This window comes from Mesorhizobium sp. BH1-1-5 (assembly GCF_020165615.1).
In the GTDB taxonomy this organism is placed as follows: Bacteria; Pseudomonadota; Alphaproteobacteria; order Rhizobiales; family Rhizobiaceae; genus Mesorhizobium.
Genome location: NZ_JAIUIM010000021.1, coordinates 93,115 through 114,508 on the forward strand (window position 1 = coordinate 93,115; position 21,394 = coordinate 114,508).

The 21,394-nt window shown below is 64.1% G+C and carries 18 protein-coding genes and 1 pseudogene; 7 read left to right on the forward strand and 12 right to left on the reverse strand.

The window, feature by feature from the left end; translation table 11 throughout:
- Nucleotides 1–149 precede the first annotated feature (149 nt).
- The 7 genes from LB572_RS25075 to LB572_RS25105 form a co-directional block, all read right to left on the reverse strand.
- The gene (locus LB572_RS25075) at nt 150–989 is read right to left on the reverse strand and encodes an alkaline phosphatase family protein (RefSeq protein ID WP_224669616.1); all 840 of its coding nucleotides are present in this window, start codon (nt 987–989) and stop codon (nt 150–152) included.
- Between the two features lie 82 nt (nt 990–1,071).
- Complete coding sequence (locus tag LB572_RS25080) at nt 1,072–2,661, reverse strand: ABC transporter substrate-binding protein (RefSeq protein WP_224669617.1); 1,590 nt, start codon at nt 2,659–2,661, stop codon at nt 1,072–1,074.
- A 224-nt stretch (nt 2,662–2,885) separates the two neighbouring features.
- Entirely contained in the window at nt 2,886–4,565 is a 1,680-nt protein-coding gene (locus LB572_RS25085) for an ABC transporter ATP-binding protein (protein WP_224669618.1), read from the reverse strand.
- The gene (locus LB572_RS25090) at nt 4,565–5,386 is read right to left on the reverse strand and encodes an ABC transporter permease (RefSeq protein WP_140807140.1); all 822 of its coding nucleotides are present in this window, start codon (nt 5,384–5,386) and stop codon (nt 4,565–4,567) included. The genes LB572_RS25085 and LB572_RS25090 overlap by 1 nt, the downstream gene beginning before the upstream one ends.
- A gap of 58 nt (nt 5,387–5,444) precedes the next feature.
- Nucleotides 5,445–6,404: an ABC transporter permease gene (locus tag LB572_RS25095; protein ID WP_140807141.1), complete on the reverse strand. Its 960-nt coding sequence runs from the start codon at nt 6,402–6,404 to the stop codon at nt 5,445–5,447.
- 101 nt (nt 6,405–6,505) lie between these two features.
- A complete protein-coding gene (locus tag LB572_RS25100; RefSeq protein ID WP_140807142.1) occupies nt 6,506–8,095 on the reverse strand; it encodes an ABC transporter substrate-binding protein in 1,590 nt (529 codons plus the stop codon).
- Between the two features lie 147 nt (nt 8,096–8,242).
- Complete coding sequence (locus LB572_RS25105; RefSeq protein ID WP_224669619.1) at nt 8,243–10,228, reverse strand: CocE/NonD family hydrolase; 1,986 nt, start codon at nt 10,226–10,228, stop codon at nt 8,243–8,245.
- A 181-nt stretch (nt 10,229–10,409) separates the two neighbouring features.
- Between LB572_RS25105 and LB572_RS25110 the strand changes: the two are divergent.
- Nucleotides 10,410–10,665, forward strand: a pseudogene (locus tag LB572_RS25110) (BrnT family toxin).
- Nucleotides 10,652–10,957, forward strand: coding sequence for a BrnA antitoxin family protein (locus LB572_RS25115; protein ID WP_140807144.1), 306 nt, complete (start codon nt 10,652–10,654; stop codon nt 10,955–10,957). Before LB572_RS25110 ends, LB572_RS25115 begins: the two are co-directional and overlap by 14 nt.
- Before the next feature lie 10 nt (nt 10,958–10,967).
- Here the strand turns inward: LB572_RS25115 and LB572_RS25120 are convergent, their stop codons facing one another.
- Genes LB572_RS25120 through puuE form a run of 4 tightly spaced genes read right to left on the reverse strand, consistent with a single transcriptional unit; the run spans nt 10,968 to nt 14,375 of the window.
- Nucleotides 10,968–11,561 (reverse strand): nucleoside deaminase, encoded by a 594-nt coding sequence (locus LB572_RS25120; protein ID WP_224669620.1) that lies wholly within the window; start codon nt 11,559–11,561, stop codon nt 10,968–10,970.
- A gap of 11 nt (nt 11,562–11,572) precedes the next feature.
- Nucleotides 11,573–12,064: an ureidoglycolate lyase gene (locus LB572_RS25125; RefSeq protein WP_224669621.1), complete on the reverse strand. Its 492-nt coding sequence runs from the start codon at nt 12,062–12,064 to the stop codon at nt 11,573–11,575.
- A complete protein-coding gene (locus LB572_RS25130) occupies nt 12,061–12,936 on the reverse strand; it encodes a bifunctional allantoicase/(S)-ureidoglycine aminohydrolase (protein ID WP_224669622.1) in 876 nt (291 codons plus the stop codon). The genes LB572_RS25125 and LB572_RS25130 overlap by 4 nt, the downstream gene beginning before the upstream one ends.
- Nucleotides 12,937–12,950: 14 nt before the next feature.
- On the reverse strand, nt 12,951–14,375 hold the full coding sequence (gene puuE / locus LB572_RS25135) for an allantoinase PuuE (RefSeq protein ID WP_224669623.1): 1,425 nt from the start codon (nt 14,373–14,375) through the stop codon (nt 12,951–12,953).
- Between the two features lie 169 nt (nt 14,376–14,544).
- Here puuE and uraH point away from each other — a divergent pair, with 169 nt between their 5' ends.
- The 4 genes from uraH to xdhC all read left to right on the forward strand — a co-directional run bounded on the left by uraH (nt 14,545) and on the right by xdhC (nt 19,826).
- Nucleotides 14,545–14,919, forward strand: a complete 375-nt coding sequence (gene uraH, locus LB572_RS25140; protein WP_224669624.1) for a hydroxyisourate hydrolase — start codon at nt 14,545–14,547, stop codon at nt 14,917–14,919.
- Between the two features lie 3 nt (nt 14,920–14,922).
- Nucleotides 14,923–16,398: a xanthine dehydrogenase small subunit gene (gene xdhA, locus LB572_RS25145; protein ID WP_224669625.1), complete on the forward strand. Its 1,476-nt coding sequence runs from the start codon at nt 14,923–14,925 to the stop codon at nt 16,396–16,398.
- Nucleotides 16,398–18,761, forward strand: a complete 2,364-nt coding sequence (xdhB, locus tag LB572_RS25150; RefSeq protein WP_224669626.1) for a xanthine dehydrogenase molybdopterin binding subunit — start codon at nt 16,398–16,400, stop codon at nt 18,759–18,761. The genes xdhA and xdhB overlap by 1 nt, the downstream gene beginning before the upstream one ends.
- A 63-nt stretch (nt 18,762–18,824) precedes the next feature.
- Nucleotides 18,825–19,826 carry a xanthine dehydrogenase accessory protein XdhC gene (gene xdhC / locus LB572_RS25155; RefSeq protein ID WP_224669627.1) on the forward strand — a complete coding sequence of 334 codons (1,002 nt, stop codon included), beginning with the start codon at nt 18,825–18,827 and terminating at the stop codon, nt 19,824–19,826.
- 27 nt (nt 19,827–19,853) lie between these two features.
- Here the strand turns inward: xdhC and dps are convergent, their stop codons facing one another.
- Entirely contained in the window at nt 19,854–20,342 is a 489-nt protein-coding gene (dps, locus tag LB572_RS25160) for a DNA starvation/stationary phase protection protein Dps (RefSeq protein WP_224669628.1), read from the reverse strand.
- A 212-nt stretch (nt 20,343–20,554) separates the two neighbouring features.
- Between dps and LB572_RS25165 the strand changes: the two genes are divergently transcribed.
- Entirely contained in the window at nt 20,555–21,391 is an 837-nt protein-coding gene (locus LB572_RS25165) for a PhzF family phenazine biosynthesis protein (protein WP_224669629.1), read from the forward strand.
- Nucleotides 21,392–21,394: the final 3 nt, after the last annotated feature.

The following is a 21,394-nucleotide window of genomic DNA, read 5'->3' on the forward strand; positions in this document are numbered from 1 at the left end:
GAGCCGCCTGGCTCCTCGAAGCTCTGTCGCTGATCGGTCCAAAAAGGTTCACCCTCCGCCAAGGATTTTTCGGAGGCTAACCGAAGAGAGTGAGTGTTGCCAGAGGGAGCGCTTTTCCTTCCCCCCAAGAGGCGAAGGAGAAGCCGCGCTTACCCCAAGAACACCTTCGCCTTCATCGTCTCGGGTATCTCAACACCAAGCCGGCTCAGCACCGTCGGCGCGAGCTGCAGCTGGTCGAGCAGCGTGTCGGCCTCGGGGCCCTTCGCGGGACCGAAATAATAGAGCGCGAAATCCTGCATCTCGTCGTCATGGCCGCCATGGTGGCCACGGTCGGTCTGGCCATGATCGGCCGTCACCATCACTTCATAGCCGGCCGCGCGCCATTGCGGCAGGAAGGCCGCGAGCATGCCGTCCATGGCGTAGCAGGCATGGTCCATCTCGTGGCAGTCATGGCCGAAGCGATGCCCCATCGAATCCAGCGTGCAGGTGTGCAGGATGCCGTAGTCGATGCCGTGGCGCTTCGCCAGCATGGTCAGCGTCGCGAACAGGTCGACGTCGCTCGGCGTCATCTGGTTCTTGAGATTGTAGCCGGTCATGGTGTGGAAGCGGCCATGGGTGATCGGCCCGTCCGGCTCGTCGAACTCCATGTCCTCGATAAGATCGAACGGATACGAACGGAAGAATTCCGACCAGTAGGAATGGGTCACCGCGCCCGTCTTGCCGCCGGCCTTGCTGACTTCCGAGAAGATATCCGGCTGCGTGACGCGGAAGCGGTTCTCATTGGAAAGGATGCCGTGCACCTGCGGCGTGACACCGGTGTGGATCGAGGCGTAGCAGCAGGCGGACGTCGACGGCAGCACCGAGCGCATCCTCCACACCTGCGCCTCGCCGGACTGCGCCCAGCCCTCCAGATTGCCCATCAGCCGGCGCCAGTTCCGGTAGGGCACGCCGTCGAGGATGATGAGCAGCAGTTTGGATTTGAGCGCCACGGAAGGTTCCTGTGATTGTTCTTCGAAACAAAAGCGCCGCGTGTCGCGCGGACACGCGGCGCTTGCCTTGGATAGCCTGATATCAGGCGTTCAGCCAGCACTCGCAGAGCGCGTAGCCGTCCATCATCTCGCCATTGGGGTTCTTGGCGTAGCCGCTGATCTTCTTGGTGTTGGCGGCATCGACGAACTGGTTGAAGAACGGCACGATCAGGCCGCCTTCGTCGCGCATCAGCATCGCCATGTCGCGATAGATCGTCTTGCGCTTGGCCTGGTCCAGCTCGGCGCGCGCCGTATAGAGCATCTTGTCGAATTCGGGCCGCTTGAAGCGCGTGTCGTTCCAGTCGGCGGTCGACAGATAGCCGGTGGAATACATCTGGCCCTGCGTTGGCCTTCCGCCCCAGTAGGAGAGCGAGAATGGCTGCTTGTTCCACACTTCCGACCAGTAGCCGTCGCCGGGCTCGCGCTTGATCTCGATCTTGATGCCGGCCTTGGCGCAGCTCTGCTGGTAGAGCTGCGCGGCGTCGACCGCGCCGGGGAAGGCGACGTCCGAGGTGCGCAGCAGGATCGAGCCGCTATGGCCCGACTTCTTGTAGGCGGCGGCCGCCTTCTCCGGATCGAACTTGCGCTGCTCGATGTCGTTGGAAAACAGCGGATAGGCCTCGTTGATCGGGAAGTCGTTGCCGACCGAACCGTAGCCGCGCAGGATCTTGTCGACCATCTCCTCGCGGTCCATGGCGAGCTTGAGCGCCATGCGCAAATCGTTGTTGTCGAAGGGCGGCGTGTCGCAGAACATGTTGAACGGGTAATAGCCGCGCCCCGCCACGTTCTCGATGGTGACGCCCGGCATGCGCTTGACCAGATCGACCACCTTCGGCTCGACGCGGTTGATGAGATGCACCTGGCCGCCCTGCAGCGCCGCAAGCCGGGCCGTCGGGTCGTTGATGACGACGATCTCGATCTGGTCGGCATGGCCGGCCTTGTCGCCGCGCCAGTAATTGGCGAAGCGCTCGCCGCCATGCTTCACGCCGGGCTGGTTGACGGCGACCTTGTACGGGCCGGCGCTGATGCCGGCATTCGGGTTGTCCTTGCCGCCATTCGGCTGGATGACGAGATGGTAGTCGGCCATCAGATAGGGGAAGTCGGCATCGGCGTCGCCGAGCGTGACCACCACGTCCTTGCCGCTGGCCTTGATGGTCTTGATGTTCTTCAGAATGCCGAGCGCGCCGGATTTCGACTTCTCGTCGGCATGGCGCTCGAGCGTGGCGACAACGTCTTCCGCCGTCACCGTGTTGCCATTGTGGAACTCGATGCCGTCGCGGATCTTCATCGTCCAGGTCTTGGCGTCAGCGGAGGCGCCGATCTCCTCGGCGATGAGGTTGTCGACGCCGCCTTCCGGGGTCAGGCGGACGAGGAATTCGCCCCACTGCTTGCAGAAGCTGAAGGTGACCTGGCTGAGGTTCAGCGCCGGGTCGAGGCTGTTGGTCGATTCGCCGCCCTGCAGACCGGCCTTGATGATGCCGCCCTTCACCGGGCTCGCGGCGAAGGCCTTGCCGGCCAGCGTCGTCGCCAGCGCCGCCGAGGCGCCGAGCGCTGCCGCGCGGCCGAGGAAATCGCGCCGCGAGATCCTGCCCTTGCCGGCGAGTGCGGCGAGATGGTCGAGTTCGGTCTGCATGTCCTGCCCCCCTTTCGAAAACTGATCTCGGTGCGAGCTCTGCCCGCCCGCGGCCGATCTTTCCCGTTCCCTATTGCAGCCGCATGACAGCTGCCGCCTCGGAGGCAGACTTTTCGTGGGCTAATGCATGTCGCCCAAAAGTGCGCAGCGGTTTTGGGGGAACGGCATGCATCAAAACAAAGACTTAAAGCGCGTCGCCTGAATCCGTTTCAGCGCGACGCGCTTTAATTGCCGGCGCTCGCCATGCGCCGGCCCTTGATCGCCTTCTCCAGCCAGCCGATCTCCATTTCCGGCACGGAGGAGAGCAGCAGGTCCGTATAGGCATCGAAAGGCGGCGTCAGCACCTTGCTCTTGGAGCCGTAGCGCACCACCTCGCCGCGATACATGACCGCGATCGAATCGGCGATCGACTTCACCGTCGCCAGGTCATGGGTGATGAACAGATAGGCGACCTTTTCGTGCTGCTGCAGGTTCAAGAGCAGCTTCAGGATGCCGTTGGCGACCAGCGGGTCGAGCGCCGAGGTCACCTCGTCGCAGATGATCAGCTTCGGCTTGGCGGCGAGCGAGCGCGCGATGCAGACGCGCTGCTTCTGGCCGCCGGACAGCTCGGCCGGATAGCGGTCGACAAAACCCTTGCCCATCTCGATCTCGTCGAGCAGTTCGGTCACGCGCTTGTCGCGCTCGCGTCCCTTCATGCCGAAATAGAATTCCAGCGGGCGGCCGATGATGGTGCCCACCGTCTGGCGCGGATTCATCGCCACGTCGGCCATCTGGTAGATCATCTGCAACTGGCGCAGATCCTCCTTCGGCCGGTCCGCCAGCCTGTTGCCGAGCGTGCGGCCATCGAAGACGACGCTACCCTGTTCGGGCGGCAACAGGCCGGTTATGGCGCGCGCCAGCGTCGACTTGCCGGAACCGCTCTCGCCGACCACGGCCAGCGTCTGTCCCGGATAGATGTCGACCGAGACGTTTTTCAGAACCTTCACATGGCCGCCGCCATACGCGGCGGTGACATTCTTCACCGACAGGAAGGGCGTTGTGCCGGGCTGCTGCTCCTGGTGCTCGATCTCATGCACAGAGACCAACGCGTTGGTGTATTCCTGGCGCGGCTCCTTGATGATCTGCCGCGTGCCGCCCCACTCCACCAGCCGGCCGTGGCGCAGCACCATGATCTCGTCCGACACCTGGGCGACGACGGCAAGATCGTGGGTGATGTAGAGAGCCGCCACATGCGTGTCGCGGATGGCGTCCTTGATCGCCGCCAGCACGTCGATCTGCGTCGTCACGTCGAGCGCCGTGGTCGGCTCGTCGAAGACGATGAGGTCGGGCTCCGAGCAGAGCGCCATCGCCGTCATCACGCGCTGCAACTGGCCGCCGGAGACCTGGTGCGGGTAGCGCTCGCCGATCGTTTCGGGATTGGGCAGGCTGAGCTTCTTGAACAGCGCAATGGCCCGCTTCTCCGCCTCGGCGCGGTTCGCGGTGCCGTGCAGGAGGGTTGCCTCGACCACCTGGTCGATCAGCCTGTGCGCCGGGTTGAAAGCGGCCGCCGCCGACTGCGCGACATAGCAGACCTCGCGGCCGCGCAGCGCCCGCACGCCCCTGGCGCCGGCCTTAAGGATGTCGCGGCCGTTGAGGATCACCTCGCCGCCGGTGATGCGCACGCCGCCGCGGCCATAGGCCATGGACGACAGGCCGATGGTCGACTTGCCGGCGCCGGATTCGCCGATGAGACCGAGCACCTTGCCTTTTTCAAGCGTCAGCGAAACGTCGTGGACGAGCGTGATGGTCTTCGGCGCTTCGCCCGGCGGATAGACCGTCGCCTCGATGCGCAGATTGCGGATGTCCAGGAGCTTGCCCGAACTTGCCTGGCCTGCTTGCCCGGACTTCGCCTGATTGCCAGCCATCAGCCGCGTCCTCCCTTCAGGCTCGTCGTGCGGTTGAGCACCCAGTCGGCGACGAGGTTGACCGAGATCGCCAGCACCGCGATCGCGGCGGCCGGGATCAACGCCGCCGGCACGCCGAACACGATGCCGTCCTTGTTCTCCTTGACCATGCCGCCCCAGTCCGAATCCGGCGGCTGCACGCCGAGGCCGAGGAACGAGAGCGCCGACAGGAAGAGAACAGCGAAGATGAAGCGCACGCCAAGCTCCGCCACCAGCGGCGACAGCGCGTTGGGCAGGATCTCGCGGAAGATGATCCAGGCCTTGCCCTCGCCACGTAGCTTCGCCGCCTCGACGAAGTCCATGACGTTGATGTCGACCGCGACGGCGCGCGACAGGCGATAGACGCGGGTGGAATCCAGGATGCCCATGACCAGGATCAGCGTCAGCGCGTTGGTCGGCAGCACCGACAACACGACGAGCCCGAAGATCAGCGTCGGGATCGACATCAAAAGATCGACGAAGCGCGACATCAGCGTGTCGAACCAGCCGCCGAACACCGCCGCGGAGAAGCCCAGGATCGACCCCAGCGAGAAGGACAGCGCGGTCGCCGCCACCGCGATCTCCATGGTGATGCGCGCGCCGTAGATCATGCGCGAGATAAGATCGCGGCCGAGATTGTCGGTGCCCAGCCAATGAGCGGCCGACATCGGCTCCCACACGTCGCCGACGATCTCGCCATTGCCGTGCGGCGCGACCCAGGGCGCGAAGATGGCGCAGAACGCGAAAGCGCCGGTCAGGATCAGCCCGATCCAGGCGGTGACTGGGATTTGTCGTAGGGCCATTCGCCTCAGTTCCCCTTCTGGTCGTCTTGCATCCGGTTCGTCATTTCGGATGCTCCCGTCACTTCGGATGCCTAAGCCGCGGATTGGCCACGATGGCGGCGATGTCCGCGACGATGTTGAGCGTGATGTAGACCGCGGCGAAGATCAGGCCGACCGCCTGCACCACCGGCACGTCGCGTTTGGCGACATGGTCGACCAGATACTGTCCCATGCCCGGATAGACGAAGATCACCTCGACCACGACGACACCGACGATGAGGTAGGCGAGGTTGAGCATGACGACGTTGACGACCGGCGCGATCGCGTTCGGGAAAGCATGCTTGCGGATGATATCGAAGGCTTTCAGCCCCTTCAATTCAGCCGTTTCGATATAGGCCGATTGCATGACGTTGAGGATCGCCGCGCGCGTCATGCGCATCATGTGGGCAAGCACCACCAGCGTCAGCGCGGTCGCTGGCAGCACGACGGCCTGCAGCCTTTCGAGGAACGGCGTGGAGTCGTCCACAGTCGAGATGCTCGGGAAGATTTGCCATTTCACGGCGAAGAAATAGATCAGCACGTAGCCGATGAAGAATTCCGGGAACGATGTCGAGGCCAGCGCCAGGCCGGAGATCAGCTTGTCGACGAAGCCGTTGCGGTAGCGCACGGCAATCAAGCCGAGGATGATCGCCAGCGGCACCGCGACGATTGCCGCGCAGGCGGCCAGGAACAGCGTGTTCTTCAGCCGGGTGCTGATCGAGCTTGCGATGTCCAGTCCGCTCGATTGCGCCGTGCCGAAGTCGCCATGCAGGATGCCCCACAGCCAGTGCACATAGCGCAGCCATGCCGGATCGTTGAGGCCGAGCTGCTCGCGCAGATTCGCCAGCGCCTCCGGCGTTGCCGACTGGCCGAGGATCGCCTGGGCGACGTCGCCCGGCAGGATCTGCGTGCCGGCGAAGATGAGCACCGAAACGGCCAAAAGAAGAACCAGGCCCAGCAAGATACGCTGAGCGACCAATCTCAGGATCGGAGACGACATCGGCTACCTGCAATGGTGAAGAAGGGATGACGCCCGCCTTTCGGGCGGGTCATGAAAGCAGGGGAAGGGCCGGCTCGCGCCGGCCCTTCCTTTGTCCTTCGTCAAGCCTGCAGCCAGCACTCGATCAGGGCGTGGCCGTTGCTGAGTTCCTGCGCCGGGTTGTCGACCCAACCTTCGACGCCCTTGCCGGTCGCGTCGACGAACTGGTTGAAGAACGGCACGATCAGGCCGCCTTCGTCGCGCATGATCTCGCCCATGTCGCGGTAGATCTTCTTGCGCTTGGCTTCGTCGAGCTCGCCGCGCGCCGAAAGCACCATCTTGTCGAAGTCCGGACGCTTCCAGCGGGTGTCGTTCCAGTCGGCGGTCGACAGGTAGGCGGTCGAGTACATCTGGTCCTGGGTCGGACGGCCGCCCCAGTAGGAGAGCGAGAAGGGCTGCTTGTTCCAGACTTCCGTCCAGTAGCCGTCGCCCGGCTCGCGCTTGATCTCGATCTTGATGCCGGCCTTGGCGGCGCTCTGCTGGTAGAGCTGGGCGGCGTCGACCGCGCCCGGGAAGGCGACGTCGGAGGTGCGCATCAGGATCGAGCCGCTATGGCCCGACTTCTTGTAGGCGGCCGCGGCCTTTTCCGGATCGAACTTGCGCTGTTCGAAGTCTTCCGCAAACAGCGGGTAGGCGGCATTGACGGGCATGTCGTTGCCGACCGAGCCGTAGCCGCGCAGGATCTTCTGCAGCATCTCCTCGCGGTCCATGGCGAGCTTCAGCGCCATCCTGAGGTCGTTGTTGTCGAAGGGCGCGGTGTCGCAGAACATGTTGAACGGGTAGAAGCCGCGCCCCGAGGCGGCGCGGATGGTGACGCCCGGCAGCCGCTTGACCAGGTCGACGATCTTCGGCTCGACGCGGTTGATCATGTTGACCTGGCCGCCCTGGAGCGCTGCCATGCGGGCGGTCGGGTCGTTGACGACGACGATCTCGACCTGGTCGGCATGGCCGTATTTGTCGGGCTGCCAGTAGTGGTCGAAACGCGCGGCGGTGTGTTTCACGCCGGGCTGGTTGCCGGTGATCTTGTACGGCCCGGTGCCGATGCCGGCGTCCGGCTTGTCCGTCCCGCCATTCGGCTGGATGATGATGTGATAGTCGGCCATCAGATAGGGCATGTCGGCGTTCGGGTCTTTGAGCGTGACCACGACATTGCCGCCGTCTACCTTGATGGTGTCGATGCTCTTCAGCACGCCGAGCGCACCGGATTTCGACTTCTCGTCACTGTGACGCTTCAGCGTCGCCGCGACGTCGTCGGCGCTCACTTCCTTGCCGTTATGGAACTGGACACCCTTGCGGATCTTCATCGTCCAGGTCTTGGCGTCCTTCGAGCTGCCGATCTCCTCGGCGATGAGATATTCGATGCCGCCGCCCGGCGCGAGCTCGACCAGCGTCTCGCCCCAGCATTTGCCGAAGGCGAACGGAACCTGGCTGAGGAAGGTCGCCGGATCGAGGCTGTTGGTGGATTCGCCGCCCTGCAAGCCGGCCTTCAGCGTGCCGCCCTTGACCGGACCGGCAGCGCGCACGGCGCTGGAGAGCATCGAGTTGGCGACGGTGGCGGCGACGCCGAGCGCCGCGGCGCGACCGAGAAAGTCGCGACGGCTAAGTTTTCCGGCCGCGACTCGCCGGCTGAGATAGTCGAGTTCGTTGGACATTACGGTTCCTCACTCTGGGTATCCGACCTTTTGGTCGTTTCTTGCTATTGGAGGAGATAATGACCGTAAGGGAAAGCGGCAGGCAAGACCGAATGCGACATGCGGTGGCGTAAATCGCACGTCGGGTTTGGACCAATCTTGCCCGGCTCAAACCAGGGCGCGGGGAATCGTCTGCTCGAAGTCGCGTTCGAAGACCAGCTTTTCGCCCTCATAGGCTTCGATCCTGGCGCTGACGATGAAGTTCCCGGCGTCCGATCGTATCTGGGCAAAGGTTTCGGTCCGCACCGACCATTCATTGCGCGACAATGTCTGCGTCCAATGTGTGGCTCCGGTGGCCGATAGCGGGTCGTCGGGATGGATCGTCCATGTCTCGCGCACGATGCTGCCATTGGCCAGCCCATGGTCGAGATCGCGCACCTCGCCGAAATCATCGGTTATGGAGAGCGTGACAAGGCCGGTCTTCTCATTGCGATCGATGTGGCGTTCGGAGTTGGCCGGCCGGACCGTCTCGGTCGCCCACGGCGTCGCGCCTTCCGGCTCGGGGAACGAAACCTCATTGCCTTTCGCCGGCGGGCGCAGTGGCAGTCTCAGCGTGGCCTTCGCGAGATCCAGCTGTACCGGCTCCGGCGAGGGCCAGATCATCGGCCAGTAGGCGGTCGAAACGGCGATACGCAATTTGTGGCCGGCCGGCACCCGGTAGGCGCATTGGTCGAGCACGACGCGCGCCGACACCGTCTCGCCGGGAACCAGCATCTCGGGGAATTCATGCGAGTTCCGGTGGGTGAGATTGAGCACGCCATAGGAGATCAGCTCCGAGGCGCCGTCGGGATGCACGTCGCAGAGACGCACCGCGATGTTGGCCTGGTGCCGATCGGAGGCGACCCGGACCTCGAGCTCCGGCGCCCCGACGATGTCGATCGCCTCGCCGAGCTCGGGCTGGTCGAAACAAACCGACAGCGCGTCGTCGGGGCGCTGGTCGCCCGGCAGTTCCGGCCCGAAGGTGAAGGGAAAATACTCGCCGCCGGCAAGCCCGCAAGTCTGCGGCGAAGCGACGATTGAAGGTCTCGCGCCCGCCGAAATGAGCTCGATCGCCTCGACCCTGATGTTTGAGGACGGCCACTGCTGCTCCGCCACCCAGCGGCCAGGCCGGTCGGGATGCCAGCGCGCCGGCCGCACGCTGTCCATCACATAGGCGCGGTAGGCCGGATCGGCCTCGACGCCGGTCGCAGCACTTTTCAGCCAGCGGTCCCACCAGCGCAACGCTTCCTGCAGGAAGCCGATCGCCGGATTGGGTCCGGCGTAATGCGGGTATTTGTGAATCCAGGGGCCGACGATGCCTTTGACCGGCGACTGGATGCTGGTGACCAGATTGGAGATCGTGTTGCGGTAGCCGTCGTGCCAGCCGCCGATCGACAGCACGGCCGCTTTCACCGCCGAAAAGTCCTCGCAGATCGAGCCGCGCTTCCAATAGGCGTCGCGATGCTGGTGGCTGAGCCAGAGTGGGAGGAGGAAAGACTGGTTCTCCAGCCGGCTGAGCCACAGGTCGCGCCAGCGATTGCCGCCGGCTATCGCCGGATCCGGTGGCCGCGACGAATAGGACAGCATCGTCGAGGCCCAGCCGAAATTTTCGAGCAGCAGGCAACCGCCCTTGTAGTGAATGTCGTCGGCATAGCGGTCGACGGTCGAGCACAGGCTGATCACCGCCTTCAGCGCCGGCGGCTGTTTCGCCGACACCTGCAGGCAGTTGAAGCCGCCCCAGGAAATGCCCATCATGCCGACATTGCCGTTGCACCAGGGCTGCGCCGCCGCCCAGGCGATGACGTCGCAGGCGTCCTGCAATTCCTGCTCGGAATATTCGTCGTCCATCAGCCCTTCGGAATCGCCGTTGCCGCGCATGTCGACCCGGATCGAGGCGTAGCCGTGCCCGGCGAAATAGGGGTGGGTGAGCTGATCGCGAAAGATGGTGCCGTCGCGCTTGCGGTAAGGCAGGTGTTCGAGGATCGCCGGCACCGGATCATCGGCGGCATCCTCGGGCATCCAGATGCGCGCCGACAGCCGGCAGCCATCCGGCATGACGATGCCCATATCGGGAATTTCGATGACTTTTCGAGGGAATTCGGTGACGGTTTTCATGGGACGCATAACGCTCCGCGGCGTAGCGACTTTCAATCGCCAATCGCGACTGGAGCATCAAAAAATGCGACCTGGGTCGTTAGCGAGCGCATCTCCGATTACCCAGCTTCTTCTTGCATAGATTAATTTATGTATTACGTTTATTCACGTGGCTCGACGCATACACAGTGGATGATCTCGCCTGAAAATCGTTTGGGATGAGCCAAAACGGGTGACGAACCTCGAAAACCGAGGTCTCGACTTCGCCGATCTCGATATCGAGTTTTTTGCCGCGTCGATCGTCCTCCCGGCCAAGGCCGGTCGGCTCAAGGCAATTGGAGAATTTGGAGGGATCATTCTCGCCGTGATCTTCAAGCCTCTCGGTTCCGAAGCGATCTCGGTGAATCTCGATGCGTCATGCCAGCCGAAAGGAAAGGTCCGTGTATGAGCAACACTAAGTCTCGGCGGCTTACCGATGCCGAGGAAGCTGAAATTCAAAGACAGATTGCCGCTGATCCCGAAGACGGGGAGGCGACCGACGAACAGCTGGCGCAAGCCAAGTCTTTCGCGGAAGCGCTCCCGGAACTTTTCGAGAGCATAAGGCGTTCCCGTGGCCGGCCGGCCCTGGAGAAACCAAAGCAAGTCGTCTCCATCCGCCTGGACCAGGACGTCGTCAGAAAATTCAAGGCGACCGGCAAAGGCTGGCAGGCAAAGATAAATGAAGTGCTGAAAAACGCGAAGGTAAGGTAGGCAATCCGCGTCAGTTCAACGGAATGTCGTTCTCGGCCTTGCTTGCCTGATAGGCGCCCGACAGCTCGTCATAACGCGTCGAAATCCTGCCGATGCGCGCTTCCAGCCGCTTGCGCTCGGCCTCGGGCAAAGCCCGCACCAGCCTGCGGATGGAAAAGCTTTTCCAATAGGCGTTCTCGGCGTTGTAACCGCCAGGATCGAGGGTGAAGACCTCTTTCAGGATTTTCAGATCGTGCGGGATGGCAAAGCTGTCGCGCGAATCCTCGTGGCTGAACAGGTAGTAGAAATTGTCGAAGCCGGTCCAGGTGATCGCCGATAGGCAGAGCGAGCAGGGCTCATGCGTGGCGACGAACAGCGCATCCTTGGTGTCGACACGCTCGGCCCTGGGCATCTCGTAAAAGCGCTTCAGGCAATGCACTTCGCCATGCCACAGCGGATTTTCCATCTCGTTGTTGGTCTCGGCCAGCACCAGCGAGCGGTCGTGCTTCCGCAGGATTGCGGCGCCGAACAGCTTGTTGCCATGGGCGACGCCTTGCGCCGTCTTCGGCACGATGTCGTGCTCGATCACGTCGAGCAGGCGGTCGATCAGCGAAACGTCGGTCATGGGAAAGGCTTTCAGGGAAGGTGGATCTCGTAAGGATGCGAGAAGTAAAACTCTTCGAGATTGGAGCCGTCGCCGCCGCGGTCCACGATGAGGAAATCCTGTTCCTCGCCGATCGGCGTCAGCACGCCGTGCCAAAGGTTGCGGCGGTAATTGATGCCTTGACCGGGGCCGGCGAGAAAGGCATGCGGCTCGCCCGGCCCATCCTTGGTCTCGTGGCAGACGACGACCAGGAACGGGCGTGGCGACAGTGGGATGAACGCCTGGCTGCCGAGCGGATGGCGCTCGACCATGGTGAGCTTCAGCGGCATCTCGTAGGGCGTGCCGCGCACCATCGAGATCAGCACGCGCGCATTCGGGCCTGTAGCCTCGGCGGTGGCGAGGTCGTGATAGCGCATGGCTCGGCCGCCATTGATCGGGTAGCGGTTGTCGCCGCCCATGTCGATGACGTCACCGAAGGGCGCGAAGTTCTCGCGGATCAGCGGTCGGGCGACGATGTGGCTCACCGCGCCTTGCCCCCGAGATAGCCGCCCCCAAGATAGCCACCAAGCCTGGCGTGCCGGTTGACGTCCTTGTAGAGCAGATAGCGGAAATTGCCGGGGCCGCCGGCATAGCAGGCCTGCGGGCAGAAAGCGCGCAGCCACATGAAGTCGCCGGCTTCGACCTCGACCCAGTCCTGGTTGAGACGATAGACCGCCTTGCCTTCGAGCACATAGAGCCCATGCTCCATGACATGGGTTTCGGCGAAGGGGATGACCGCGCCCGGCTTCAGCGTGACGATGGTGACGTGCATGTCGTGGCGCATGTCGGCGGGGTCGACGAAGCGGGTCGTTGCCCAGCGCCCTTCCGTGCCCGGCATCGGGCTCGGCGCCACGTCCTGGTCGCTCGAGAAGAAGGCTTCCGGCACGTCGAGGCCGTCGACCGCTTCATAGGCCTTGCGGATCCAGTGGAAGCGGGCGGCGGCGCCACTCCCGTTGCGCACCGTCCAACCGCTCGCCGGCGGCAGGAAGGCGAAGCCGCCCGGGACAAGCACATGCTTTTTGCCGGCAAGCGATATGGTGATCTCGCCCTCGACGACGAACAGCACGCCTTCGGCGCCGGCATCGAGTTCCGGCCGGTCGCTGCCGCCGCCGGGCAGGACCTCGACGATGTATTGCGAGAAGGTCTCGGCGAAGCCCGACAGCGGTCTTGCGATGATCCAGGCCCGCGTCTCGTCCCAGAACGGCAGCGGGCTTGTGACGATGTCCTGCATCACGCCCTTGGGGATGACCGCATAGGCTTCGGTGAAGACGGCTCGACCGGTCGAAAGCTCGTTTTGGCCGGGATGGCCGCCTTGCGGCGCATAATAGGTTCGCTCGGCAGTCTTGATCATATCCATGGGGATCCCTGGCATTATTTCGGGAGCATGTCTTTCAGGCGGAGCAGCGCGATGCGCTCGACCTGTCTGCAGGCGGTTTCGAACTCGACGCCGCGGCTGTTGCCGATGCGCGTCTCGAACTCCGCCAGGATTTCGTCCTTGGTCTTGCCCTTGACCGCGATGATGAAGGGGAAGCCGAAGGTGGTGACATAGGCGGCGTTGAGTTTCGAGAACAGCTCGCGCTCCTTGTCGGTCAGCGCGTCGAGCCCGGCGGAGGCTTGTTCCTTGGTTGATTCCGGCGTCAGGCGCCTGGCCTTGGCCAGCTTGCCGGCAAGATCGGGGTGAGCGTTGAGCACCGAAAGCCGTTCAACCTCCGTCGCCGCGCGGAAGACGCGGCAGAGCGCATTGTGCAGGCCGCCGGCGCTGTCATGCGCCGGCCCGAGTTCCAATTCGTAGGCGCGCTCGGCGATCCAGGGCGAATGCTCGAAAACGCCGCCGAAGGCATGTACGAATTCCTCGAACTCCATCCGCGACGGACGCAGCGCCGGCGCCTCGTAGGGGTGCGTTTCGCGCCAGTGCTTGGCGATGTCGATGCGCCGCGTCAGCCAGACCTTGTCGTGCGATTTCACATAGTCGATGAAACGCTTCAGCGCCGCGACACGGCCTGGGCGGCCGACCAGCCGGCAATGCAGGCCGATATTCATCATGCGCGGCCGGCCCGCCTTGCCCTCGGCATAGAGCGTGTCGAAACTGTCCTTCAGATAGGCGAAGAACTGGTCGCCCGAATTGAAGCCCTGCGGCGTCGCGAAGCGCATGTCGTTGGCGTCGAGCGTATAGGGAATGACGAGCTGCGGCTTTTCCAGCCCGTCGCGGTCGAACCAGTAGGGCAGCTCGTCGTCATAGGTGTCGGAGACGTAATCGAAGCCGCCTTCCTCGGCGACGAGGCGAACGGTGTTGACCGAGGTGCGGCCGGTGTACCAGCCGGTCGGCCGTGCGCCGGTCACCTCGTAATGCAGCTTGATCGTCTCTTCGAGATCGTGCCGCTCGTCCTCGGCCGCGTAGTCGCGATAATCGATCCATTTCAGCCCGTGCGAGGCGATTTCCCAGCCGGCCTCCTGCATCGCCGTGACCTGGTCGGGCGAGCGCGCCAGCGCGGTGGCGACACCGTAGCAGGTCACCGGCACCTGCGCCTCGGTGAACAGCCGGTGGAGCCGCCAGAAGCCGGCGCGGGCGCCGTATTCATAGATCGATTCCATGTTCCAATGGCGCTGGCCGACCCAGGGCGCCGCCCCGACGATCTCGGACAGGAAGGCTTCGGAAGCCTTGTCGCCATGCAGCACGCAGTTCTCGCCGCCTTCTTCATAGTTGACGACGAACTGCACCGCGACATGCGCGCCTCCAGGCCATTTCGGGTCCGGCGGATTGGCCCCGTAACCGCGCATGTCCCTATCGTAACGCATTGTCGCTCCTGCCCGATGGTTGAGATGAAGATATCGAAAGGAGTGCGCATGCATTCCCCCGAAAATTTTTGAAAGTGCTTTTTGCCGCGCTCCGCTCGACCGGGGCTTAAGCATGGCCTTTAATTGGCGCACAATTGACCTGAAACTGTACCGGGATGGGAGGCCGCCAGTGGCAGAAACGTCGAAAGCCGATGGCGGGCGCCTGACGACCCATGTGCTCGACACAGCGACCGGACGGCCGGCAAAGGGCCTGTCGATCGGGCTTTTCCGCATCGAAGGGCAAAGCCGCACGCATCTCAAGACCGTTGCCACCAATGAGGATGGCCGCTGCGACGCGCCGCTGCTGACCGGCGCCGATTTCCGCACCGGCGAGTATGAGCTGGTCTTCGCCGCCGGCGACTATCTGCGCGGCCAAGGCACCAACCTGCCCGAGCCCGCTTTCCTGGACATCGTGCCGATCCGCTTCGGCATGGCGGAAGCGCGGCATTATCATGTCCCGCTCTTGATTTCGCCCTATGGCTACTCGACCTATCGGGGGAGCTGAGACATGGCTGAGACCCGCAACGAGATACGCTTCATCCTGAATGGCGCCGACGTGGCCCTGAAAGACGTCGCGCCCGATGCGACCTTGCTCGACTGGCTGCGGCTCAACCGCTCGCTGCGCGGCACCAAGGAGGGTTGCGCCGAGGGCGACTGCGGCGCCTGCACGGTGCTGGTCGGCAAGCTCTCCGCCGAAGGCCTGGTCTACGAAAGCGTCAACGCCTGCATCCGCTTCATGGGCTCGCTCGACGGCACCCATGTCGTCACGGTCGAGCACCTGCGCGGCGACGGCGAAAAATTGCATCCGGTGCAGCAGGCGATGGTCGATTTCCATGGCTCGCAATGCGGCTTCTGCACGCCGGGCTTTATCATGTCGCTCTACGGGCTCTGGATGAAGACGCCCGATCCGTCCAATGCCGCGATCGAAAAGGCGCTGCAGGGCAATCTCTGCCGCTGCACCGGCTATGAGGCGATCATGCGCGCCGCGCACGCCATTTCGAGCTATGGCAAGGCGGCTAAGGATCCGCTGGCGGTGGAGCGCAAGGACATCATCGCGCGGCTGAAGGCGCTGCGCGACGGCGCCAGGGTCGAGATCGGGTCGGGCAAGGCGCGGCTGATCGTGCCGGCCAATGCCGACGATTTCGCTGCCATCTTCGAAAACGAGCCGAAAGCGACCGTCGTTGCCGGCTCGACCGATGTGGGCCTTTGGGTCACCAAGCACATGCGCGACATCGCGCCGGCGATCTTCATCGGCAATCTCGATGGCCTTGGCGCGATGTCCGAGAAGGATGGCGTGATCACCATCGGCGCCGGCGTCACCTACACCGAGGCTTTCGAGACGCTGTCGAGACGTATCCCGGCACTGGGACCGCTGGTCGACCGCATCGGCGGCGAGCAGGTGCGCAACATGGGCACGATCGGCGGCAACATCGCCAATGGCTCGCCGATCGGCGACACGCCGCCGCCGCTGATCGCGCTCGGCGCGCAGCTCACCCTGCGCAAGGGCAAGAAGCGCCGCACGATCCCGCTCGAAACCTTCTTCATCGCCTATGGCAAGCAGGACCGCCAGCCCGGCGAGTTCGTCGAGGCGGTCCACGTGCCCGTGCCGGCAAAAAGCACGAAGTTTGCCGTCTATAAGGTCACCAAGCGCCGGGACGAGGATATCACGGCGACGCTCGGGGCATTTTATCTGACCTTGACCAAGGATGGCACGGTGGCCGACATCCGCATCGCCTATGGCGGCATGGCGGCGACGCCGAAGCGCGCCGCGGCGGTGGAGAAGGCGCTTGCCGGCAAGGTCTGGAACGAGGCGACGGTGGAGGCCGCGATGGCTGAGTACGCCAAGGATTTCACGCCGCTGACCGACATGCGGGCGACCGCGGAATACCGGGCGCTGGCGGCAAGGAACCTGTTGCTGCGCTTTTATATCGAGACGACCGGAACGAAGGCGCCGTTCCAGGTCTCACGCGACGAGGCGGCCTGATGAACAAGCACGCTCCAGCCAACCTCAAGGCCGAGAAGATCGTAGGCGGCATCGCCACCGACCAGCGGCACGATTCCGCGCACAAGCATGTCAGCGGCGCCGCCGTCTATATCGACGACATGCCGGAGCCTGCCGGCACGCTGCATATTGGCCTGGGCCTTTCCAAGGTCGCGCACGGCGCGTTGAAGAGCGTCGACCTGTCGGCGGTGCGCACGGCGCCTGGCGTGGTCGACGTGCTGACCTATGCCGACGTGCCGGGCGAGAACGATGTTTCGCCGAGCAACATGCATGACGATCCGGTGCTCGCCGAAGGCAAGGTTGAGTTTTACGGACAGCCGATTTTCGCCGTGATCGCCGAGACGCGCGAGGAAGCACGCCGCGCGGCACGACTGGCCAAGATCGAATATGACGAGCTTCCCGCCGTCGTCGAGATATGGGACCTCGACCCGGTCAAGGACAAGCAGGTCACCACGCCGTTGATCCTGAAGCGTGGCGACGCGGCCGCGGCGATCGCTGCCGCACCCCGCCGCATCAAGAACCGCATGTGGCTCGGCGGCCAGGACCATTTCTATCTCGAAGGCCAGGTCTCGCTGGCGATCCCCGGCGAGGATGACGAGGTCATCGTCTTTTGCTCGACGCAGGGGCCGAGCGAGACGCAACACCTGGTCGCCCATGCGCTCGGCGTGCCGAGCCATGCCGTCACGGTCGAGGTGCGCCGCATGGGCGGCGGTTTCGGTGGCAAGGAGACCCAGGCCAACCAGTGCGCCGCCATCGCCGCGATCGCGGCCAAGAAGCTCAAGCGCGCGGTGAAAATCCGGCTCGACCGCGACGAGGATATGACCGCCACCGGCAAGCGGCACGATTTCGCCATCGACTACGAGGTCGGGTTCGACGACGAGGGCAACATCCTCGGCGTCGACTTCACCTATGCCCTGCGTTGCGGTTTCTCCGCGGACCTGTCCGGTCCGGTCGGCGACCGCGCGCTGTTCCACTGCGACAACGCCTATTTCTATCCGGCGGTGCATGCGAAGTCGGCGCCGCTCTACACCAACACCGTATCGAACACCGCCTTCCGCGGCTTCGGCGGCCCGCAAGGCATGGTCGGCGCCGAGCGCGTCATCGACGAGGTGGCCTTCGCCGTCGGCAAGGACTCGCTCGAGATCCGCAAGCTGAATTTCTACGACCCGATGGAGGCGATTGGCGAGCGCAGCGTCACGCCCTATCACCAGAAGGTCGAGGACTGCATCATCCAGCGCATCGTGGCCGAGCTGGAGGAAAGCGCGAACTATGCGCGGCGCCGCCGCGAGATCAGCGCTTTCAACAACAACAGCCGCTTCATCAAGCGCGGCCTGGCGATGACGCCGGTCAAGTTCGGCATCTCCTTCACCAAGACGGAGGCCAACCAGGCCGGCGCGCTGGTGCATGTCTATGCCGACGGCTCGGTGCATATGAACCATGGCGGCACCGAGATGGGCCAGGGCCTGCACTTGAAGGTGGCGCAGGTCGTGGCGGAAGAGTTCCAGATCGATCTCGACCGGGTCAAGATCACCGCCACCACCACCGCCAAGGTGCCGAACACCTCGCCGACGGCCGCCTCCTCCGGTGCCGACCTCAACGGCATGGCCGCGCAGGATGCCGCCCGCCAGATCCGCAAGCGGCTGACTGATTTTGCCGCCGACAAATACCAGGTGCCGCACGACCAGGTGGTGTTCCTGCCCAACCGGGTGCGTGTCGGCAATCAGGAGGTGGCCTTCAACGACCTGGTCAAGCAGGCCTACATCAACCGCGTCCAGCTGTCGGCGGCGGGCTTCTACAAGACGCCGAAGATCCATTGGGACCGCGCCAAGGGCCGCGGCCACGCCTTCTACTATTACGCCTATGGCGCGGCTTGCGCGGAAGTCTCGGTCGATACGCTGACCGGCGAATATGTCGTCGAGCGCACCGATATCCTGCACGACGCCGGCCGTTCGCTGAACCGGGCGATCGACCTCGGCCAGATCGAGGGCGGCTTCATCCAGGGCATGGGCTGGCTGACGACGGAAGAGCTTTGGTGGGACAATAGCGGCCGGCTGCGCACGCATGCGCCGTCGACCTACAAGATCCCGCTCGCCTCCGACCGTCCGAAGATATTCAACGTCAAGCTGACCGACTGGTCGTCGGCCTATGAGCCGACCATCCACCGCTCCAAGGCTGTCGGCGAGCCGCCGCTGCCGCACGGCATGTCGGTGCTGCATGCGCTCTCCGATGCGATCGCGAGCGTCGCCGACCATAAGATCTGCCCGCGGCTCGATGCGCCGGCAACGCCGGAACGGGTGCTGATGGCGATCGAGCGGTTGAAGCAGGAAGCCGCGAAACCGGCCTGAAATCCGGCCAAACGTGCAAATCGAGGCGTAAAACGCTATATTTCCAGGATGGAAATGCAGACGATGAACTCGAAAGTGCAAAGTCTGAAGGCGTTTCTCGGCCAGGCCGGCCGGGTCGCTCTCGTCGAGGTGGCGGCCACGAAAGGCTCGACACCGCGCGAGGCCGGCGCCTTCATGATCGTCTCGGCATCGGCGATTTTCGGCACCATCGGCGGCGGCCAGCTCGAATATATGGCGATCGACAAGGCGCGGCAGATGCTCTCCCCCCTTGAGGGGGAGATGGCCGCGAAGCGGCCACAGGGGGTCCTCTCAGGAGGCACCGCAAAAACGCCGAGCACTGCGCGGGCGACCCCACCCGGCGGCTCCGCCGCCACCCTCCCCTCAAGGGGGAGGGAAGCCCGCATCGAGGTCGATGAGGTCTGCGCCACGCTCGATGTCCCGCTCGGACCGGAGATCGGCCAATGCTGCGGCGGCCGCGTCGAGGTGTCGATCCGCTTGGTCGATGCGATAATCGAAGAAAAGCTGATCGCCGGCGCTGAGGCGGAAGAAGCGCATCTTCCGCATGTCTATCTTTTCGGCGGCGGCCATGTCGGCCAGGCTCTCGCGGCGTCGCTGGCGCTGCTGCCGATCCACGTCGTCGTCGTCGAGACCCGATCCGAGGCGCTGGAAGGCATGCCGGAAACGGTGGAAACGCGGCTGACGCCGATGCCCGAAGCCGTGGTGCGCGAGGCGCCCGCGGGATCGGCCTTCGCCATCCTGACCCACGACCATGCGCTGGATTTCCTGATCGTCGCCGAGGCGCTGAAGCGCGACGACACGGCCTATGTCGGCATGATCGGCTCCAAGACCAAGAAGGCGACGTTCAGGAACTGGTTCCTGAAGTCCGCCGATGGCAGCGAAGCGCAGTTCGGCCGGCTTATCTCGCCGATCGGCGGCAATGCTGTGAAGGACAAGCGCCCGCCGGTGATCGCCGCGCTCGCCGCCGCCGAGATCATGACGGCGCTCGTCTCGCATGCATCGGATGCGCCAAGCGCAGCCTGCGCTGAAAAGGCGATGGCCGGCTGATCCAAGCCAGGCCGAACAGTTTCCTTGCTATTCCTTCTCCTGCGTGTGCGCCTCCAGGAACCACAGCAATTTGTCCAGCGAGCGCGAATAGGCGGTGAAGATGTCGGCGGTGTCGGCGTCGCCGGCATCGTCCGATTCATCGATCGCCTCGCGCGTCAGCTTGGCCGCCGCGGCATAGCGGTCGATCAGCGCCGCCAGATGGTCCTTGGTCTTGTGGATGTCGGTCGGATAGGGTTTCAGCTTGGTCGCCTTCGACACTTCCTGCGAGGTGCCATGCGCGGTGCCGCCGAGCTGCACGGCGCGCTCGGCGATGATGTCGACATGGCCGTCGATCTCCTCGCGGAATTCATCCAGCATTTCATGGATGGCGATGAATTGCGGGCCTTTGACGTTCCAGTGCGCCTGCTTGGTGATCAGCGCCAGGTCGATGGCGTCTGCAAGCCTGGCATTGAGCAGATCGATCGATTCCTTCTTGGCATCGGATTTGAGGTCGTTCTTGGTGACGATGGCGTCCATGGTTGGCTCCTGTCGCGCTGCGTCGATTGGCGGGGGGCGGCCTAGCGCGCCGCCATTCGCCAAACGGCGATGACGCGACTTCGTTCCGTCCCGAAGAGCACCGACGATGCCGTGAGATATGACTGCCACTCACAGCTGCTCGTCGCTTTCTTCGTTTCCCAAACGGCTGTGAAACGTGTTTTCTGCGCACCTCACGAACACGGATAAGCGATATGGACGTTTTGCGCATAGCGGCATTTTCGGACGGAAACACCGGCGGCAATCCCGCCGGCGTGGTGATCGGCGAGGCCTTGCCGGGCGCAGCCGACATGCAGCGTGTCGCGGCCGAAGTCGGCTTCTCGGAGACCGCCTTCGCCGCGCCCGAAGGCGACGGCTGGCGCGTCCGCTACTTCTCGCCGGAATCGGAAGTGCCGTTCTGCGGCCATGCCACCACCGCGCTGGGCGCGGCCCTGGTCGGAAAGTTCGGCGACGGCATCTTCAAGCTGGCCCTCAACCAGGCCGACATCACCGTCGAAGGGTTTCGCGATGGCGCCAACTTTGCCGCCGCCTTGCAGTCGCCACCGACGCGCAGCACGCCTGCGTCGGCCGAGCTGGTCGGGGAGGCTTTGGCGTTGTTTGGATACAAGCCGGGCGATCTCGATCCCGCCATTCCGCCGGCGCTCATCCATGGCGGCGCCGATCATCTCGTGCTGGCGCTGAAGTCGCGCGAGGCGCTGGCCGCCATGGCCTATGATCTCAAGAAAGGCCAGTCCTTCATGCGGCGCGAAGGCCTAGTCACCATCCTGCTCGCTTATGCCGAGACGCCGCGCCTCTTCCACACGCGCAATCCCTTCGCCTCCGGTGGCGTCTACGAGGATCCGGCGACGGGCGCTTCGACCGCGGCCTTTGCCGGCTATCTGCGCGATCTCGGCTGGCCGCATGGCGGCGCGATCGACATCGTCCAGGGCGAGGACATGGGCATGCGCTCGCGGCTTCATGCCGATATCCCGCCGACACCGGGCAGCTCGATCAGGGTGTCCGGAACGGCGCGATTGATGAAAGCCGGCTGAGGC

What these genes read in the sequence shown, in the direction of transcription:
- LB572_RS25080 (WP_224669617.1), bottom strand. Translation starts at nt 2,661, where the DNA reads ATGCAGACCGAACTCGACCATCTCGCCGCACTCGCCGGCAAGGGCAGG.
- LB572_RS25085 (WP_224669618.1), bottom strand. Translation starts at nt 4,565, where the DNA reads ATGGCTGGCAATCAGGCGAAGTCCGGGCAAGCAGGCCAGGCAAGTTCG.
- LB572_RS25090 (WP_140807140.1), bottom strand. Translation starts at nt 5,386, where the DNA reads ATGGCCCTACGACAAATCCCAGTCACCGCCTGGATCGGGCTGATCCTG.
- LB572_RS25095 (WP_140807141.1), bottom strand. Translation starts at nt 6,404, where the DNA reads ATGTCGTCTCCGATCCTGAGATTGGTCGCTCAGCGTATCTTGCTGGGC.
- LB572_RS25100 (WP_140807142.1), bottom strand. Translation starts at nt 8,095, where the DNA reads ATGTCCAACGAACTCGACTATCTCAGCCGGCGAGTCGCGGCCGGAAAA.
- LB572_RS25105 (WP_224669619.1), bottom strand. Translation starts at nt 10,228, where the DNA reads ATGAAAACCGTCACCGAATTCCCTCGAAAAGTCATCGAAATTCCCGAT.
- LB572_RS25115 (WP_140807144.1), top strand. Translation starts at nt 10,652, where the DNA reads ATGAGCAACACTAAGTCTCGGCGGCTTACCGATGCCGAGGAAGCTGAA.
- LB572_RS25120 (WP_224669620.1), bottom strand. Translation starts at nt 11,561, where the DNA reads ATGACCGACGTTTCGCTGATCGACCGCCTGCTCGACGTGATCGAGCAC.
- LB572_RS25130 (WP_224669622.1), bottom strand. Translation starts at nt 12,936, where the DNA reads ATGGATATGATCAAGACTGCCGAGCGAACCTATTATGCGCCGCAAGGC.
- puuE (WP_224669623.1), bottom strand. Translation starts at nt 14,375, where the DNA reads ATGCGTTACGATAGGGACATGCGCGGTTACGGGGCCAATCCGCCGGAC.
- xdhA (WP_224669625.1), top strand. Translation starts at nt 14,923, where the DNA reads ATGGCTGAGACCCGCAACGAGATACGCTTCATCCTGAATGGCGCCGAC.
- xdhB (WP_224669626.1), top strand. Translation starts at nt 16,398, where the DNA reads ATGAACAAGCACGCTCCAGCCAACCTCAAGGCCGAGAAGATCGTAGGC.
- xdhC (WP_224669627.1), top strand. Translation starts at nt 18,825, where the DNA reads ATGAACTCGAAAGTGCAAAGTCTGAAGGCGTTTCTCGGCCAGGCCGGC.
- dps (WP_224669628.1), bottom strand. Translation starts at nt 20,342, where the DNA reads ATGGACGCCATCGTCACCAAGAACGACCTCAAATCCGATGCCAAGAAG.
- LB572_RS25165 (WP_224669629.1), top strand. Translation starts at nt 20,555, where the DNA reads ATGGACGTTTTGCGCATAGCGGCATTTTCGGACGGAAACACCGGCGGC.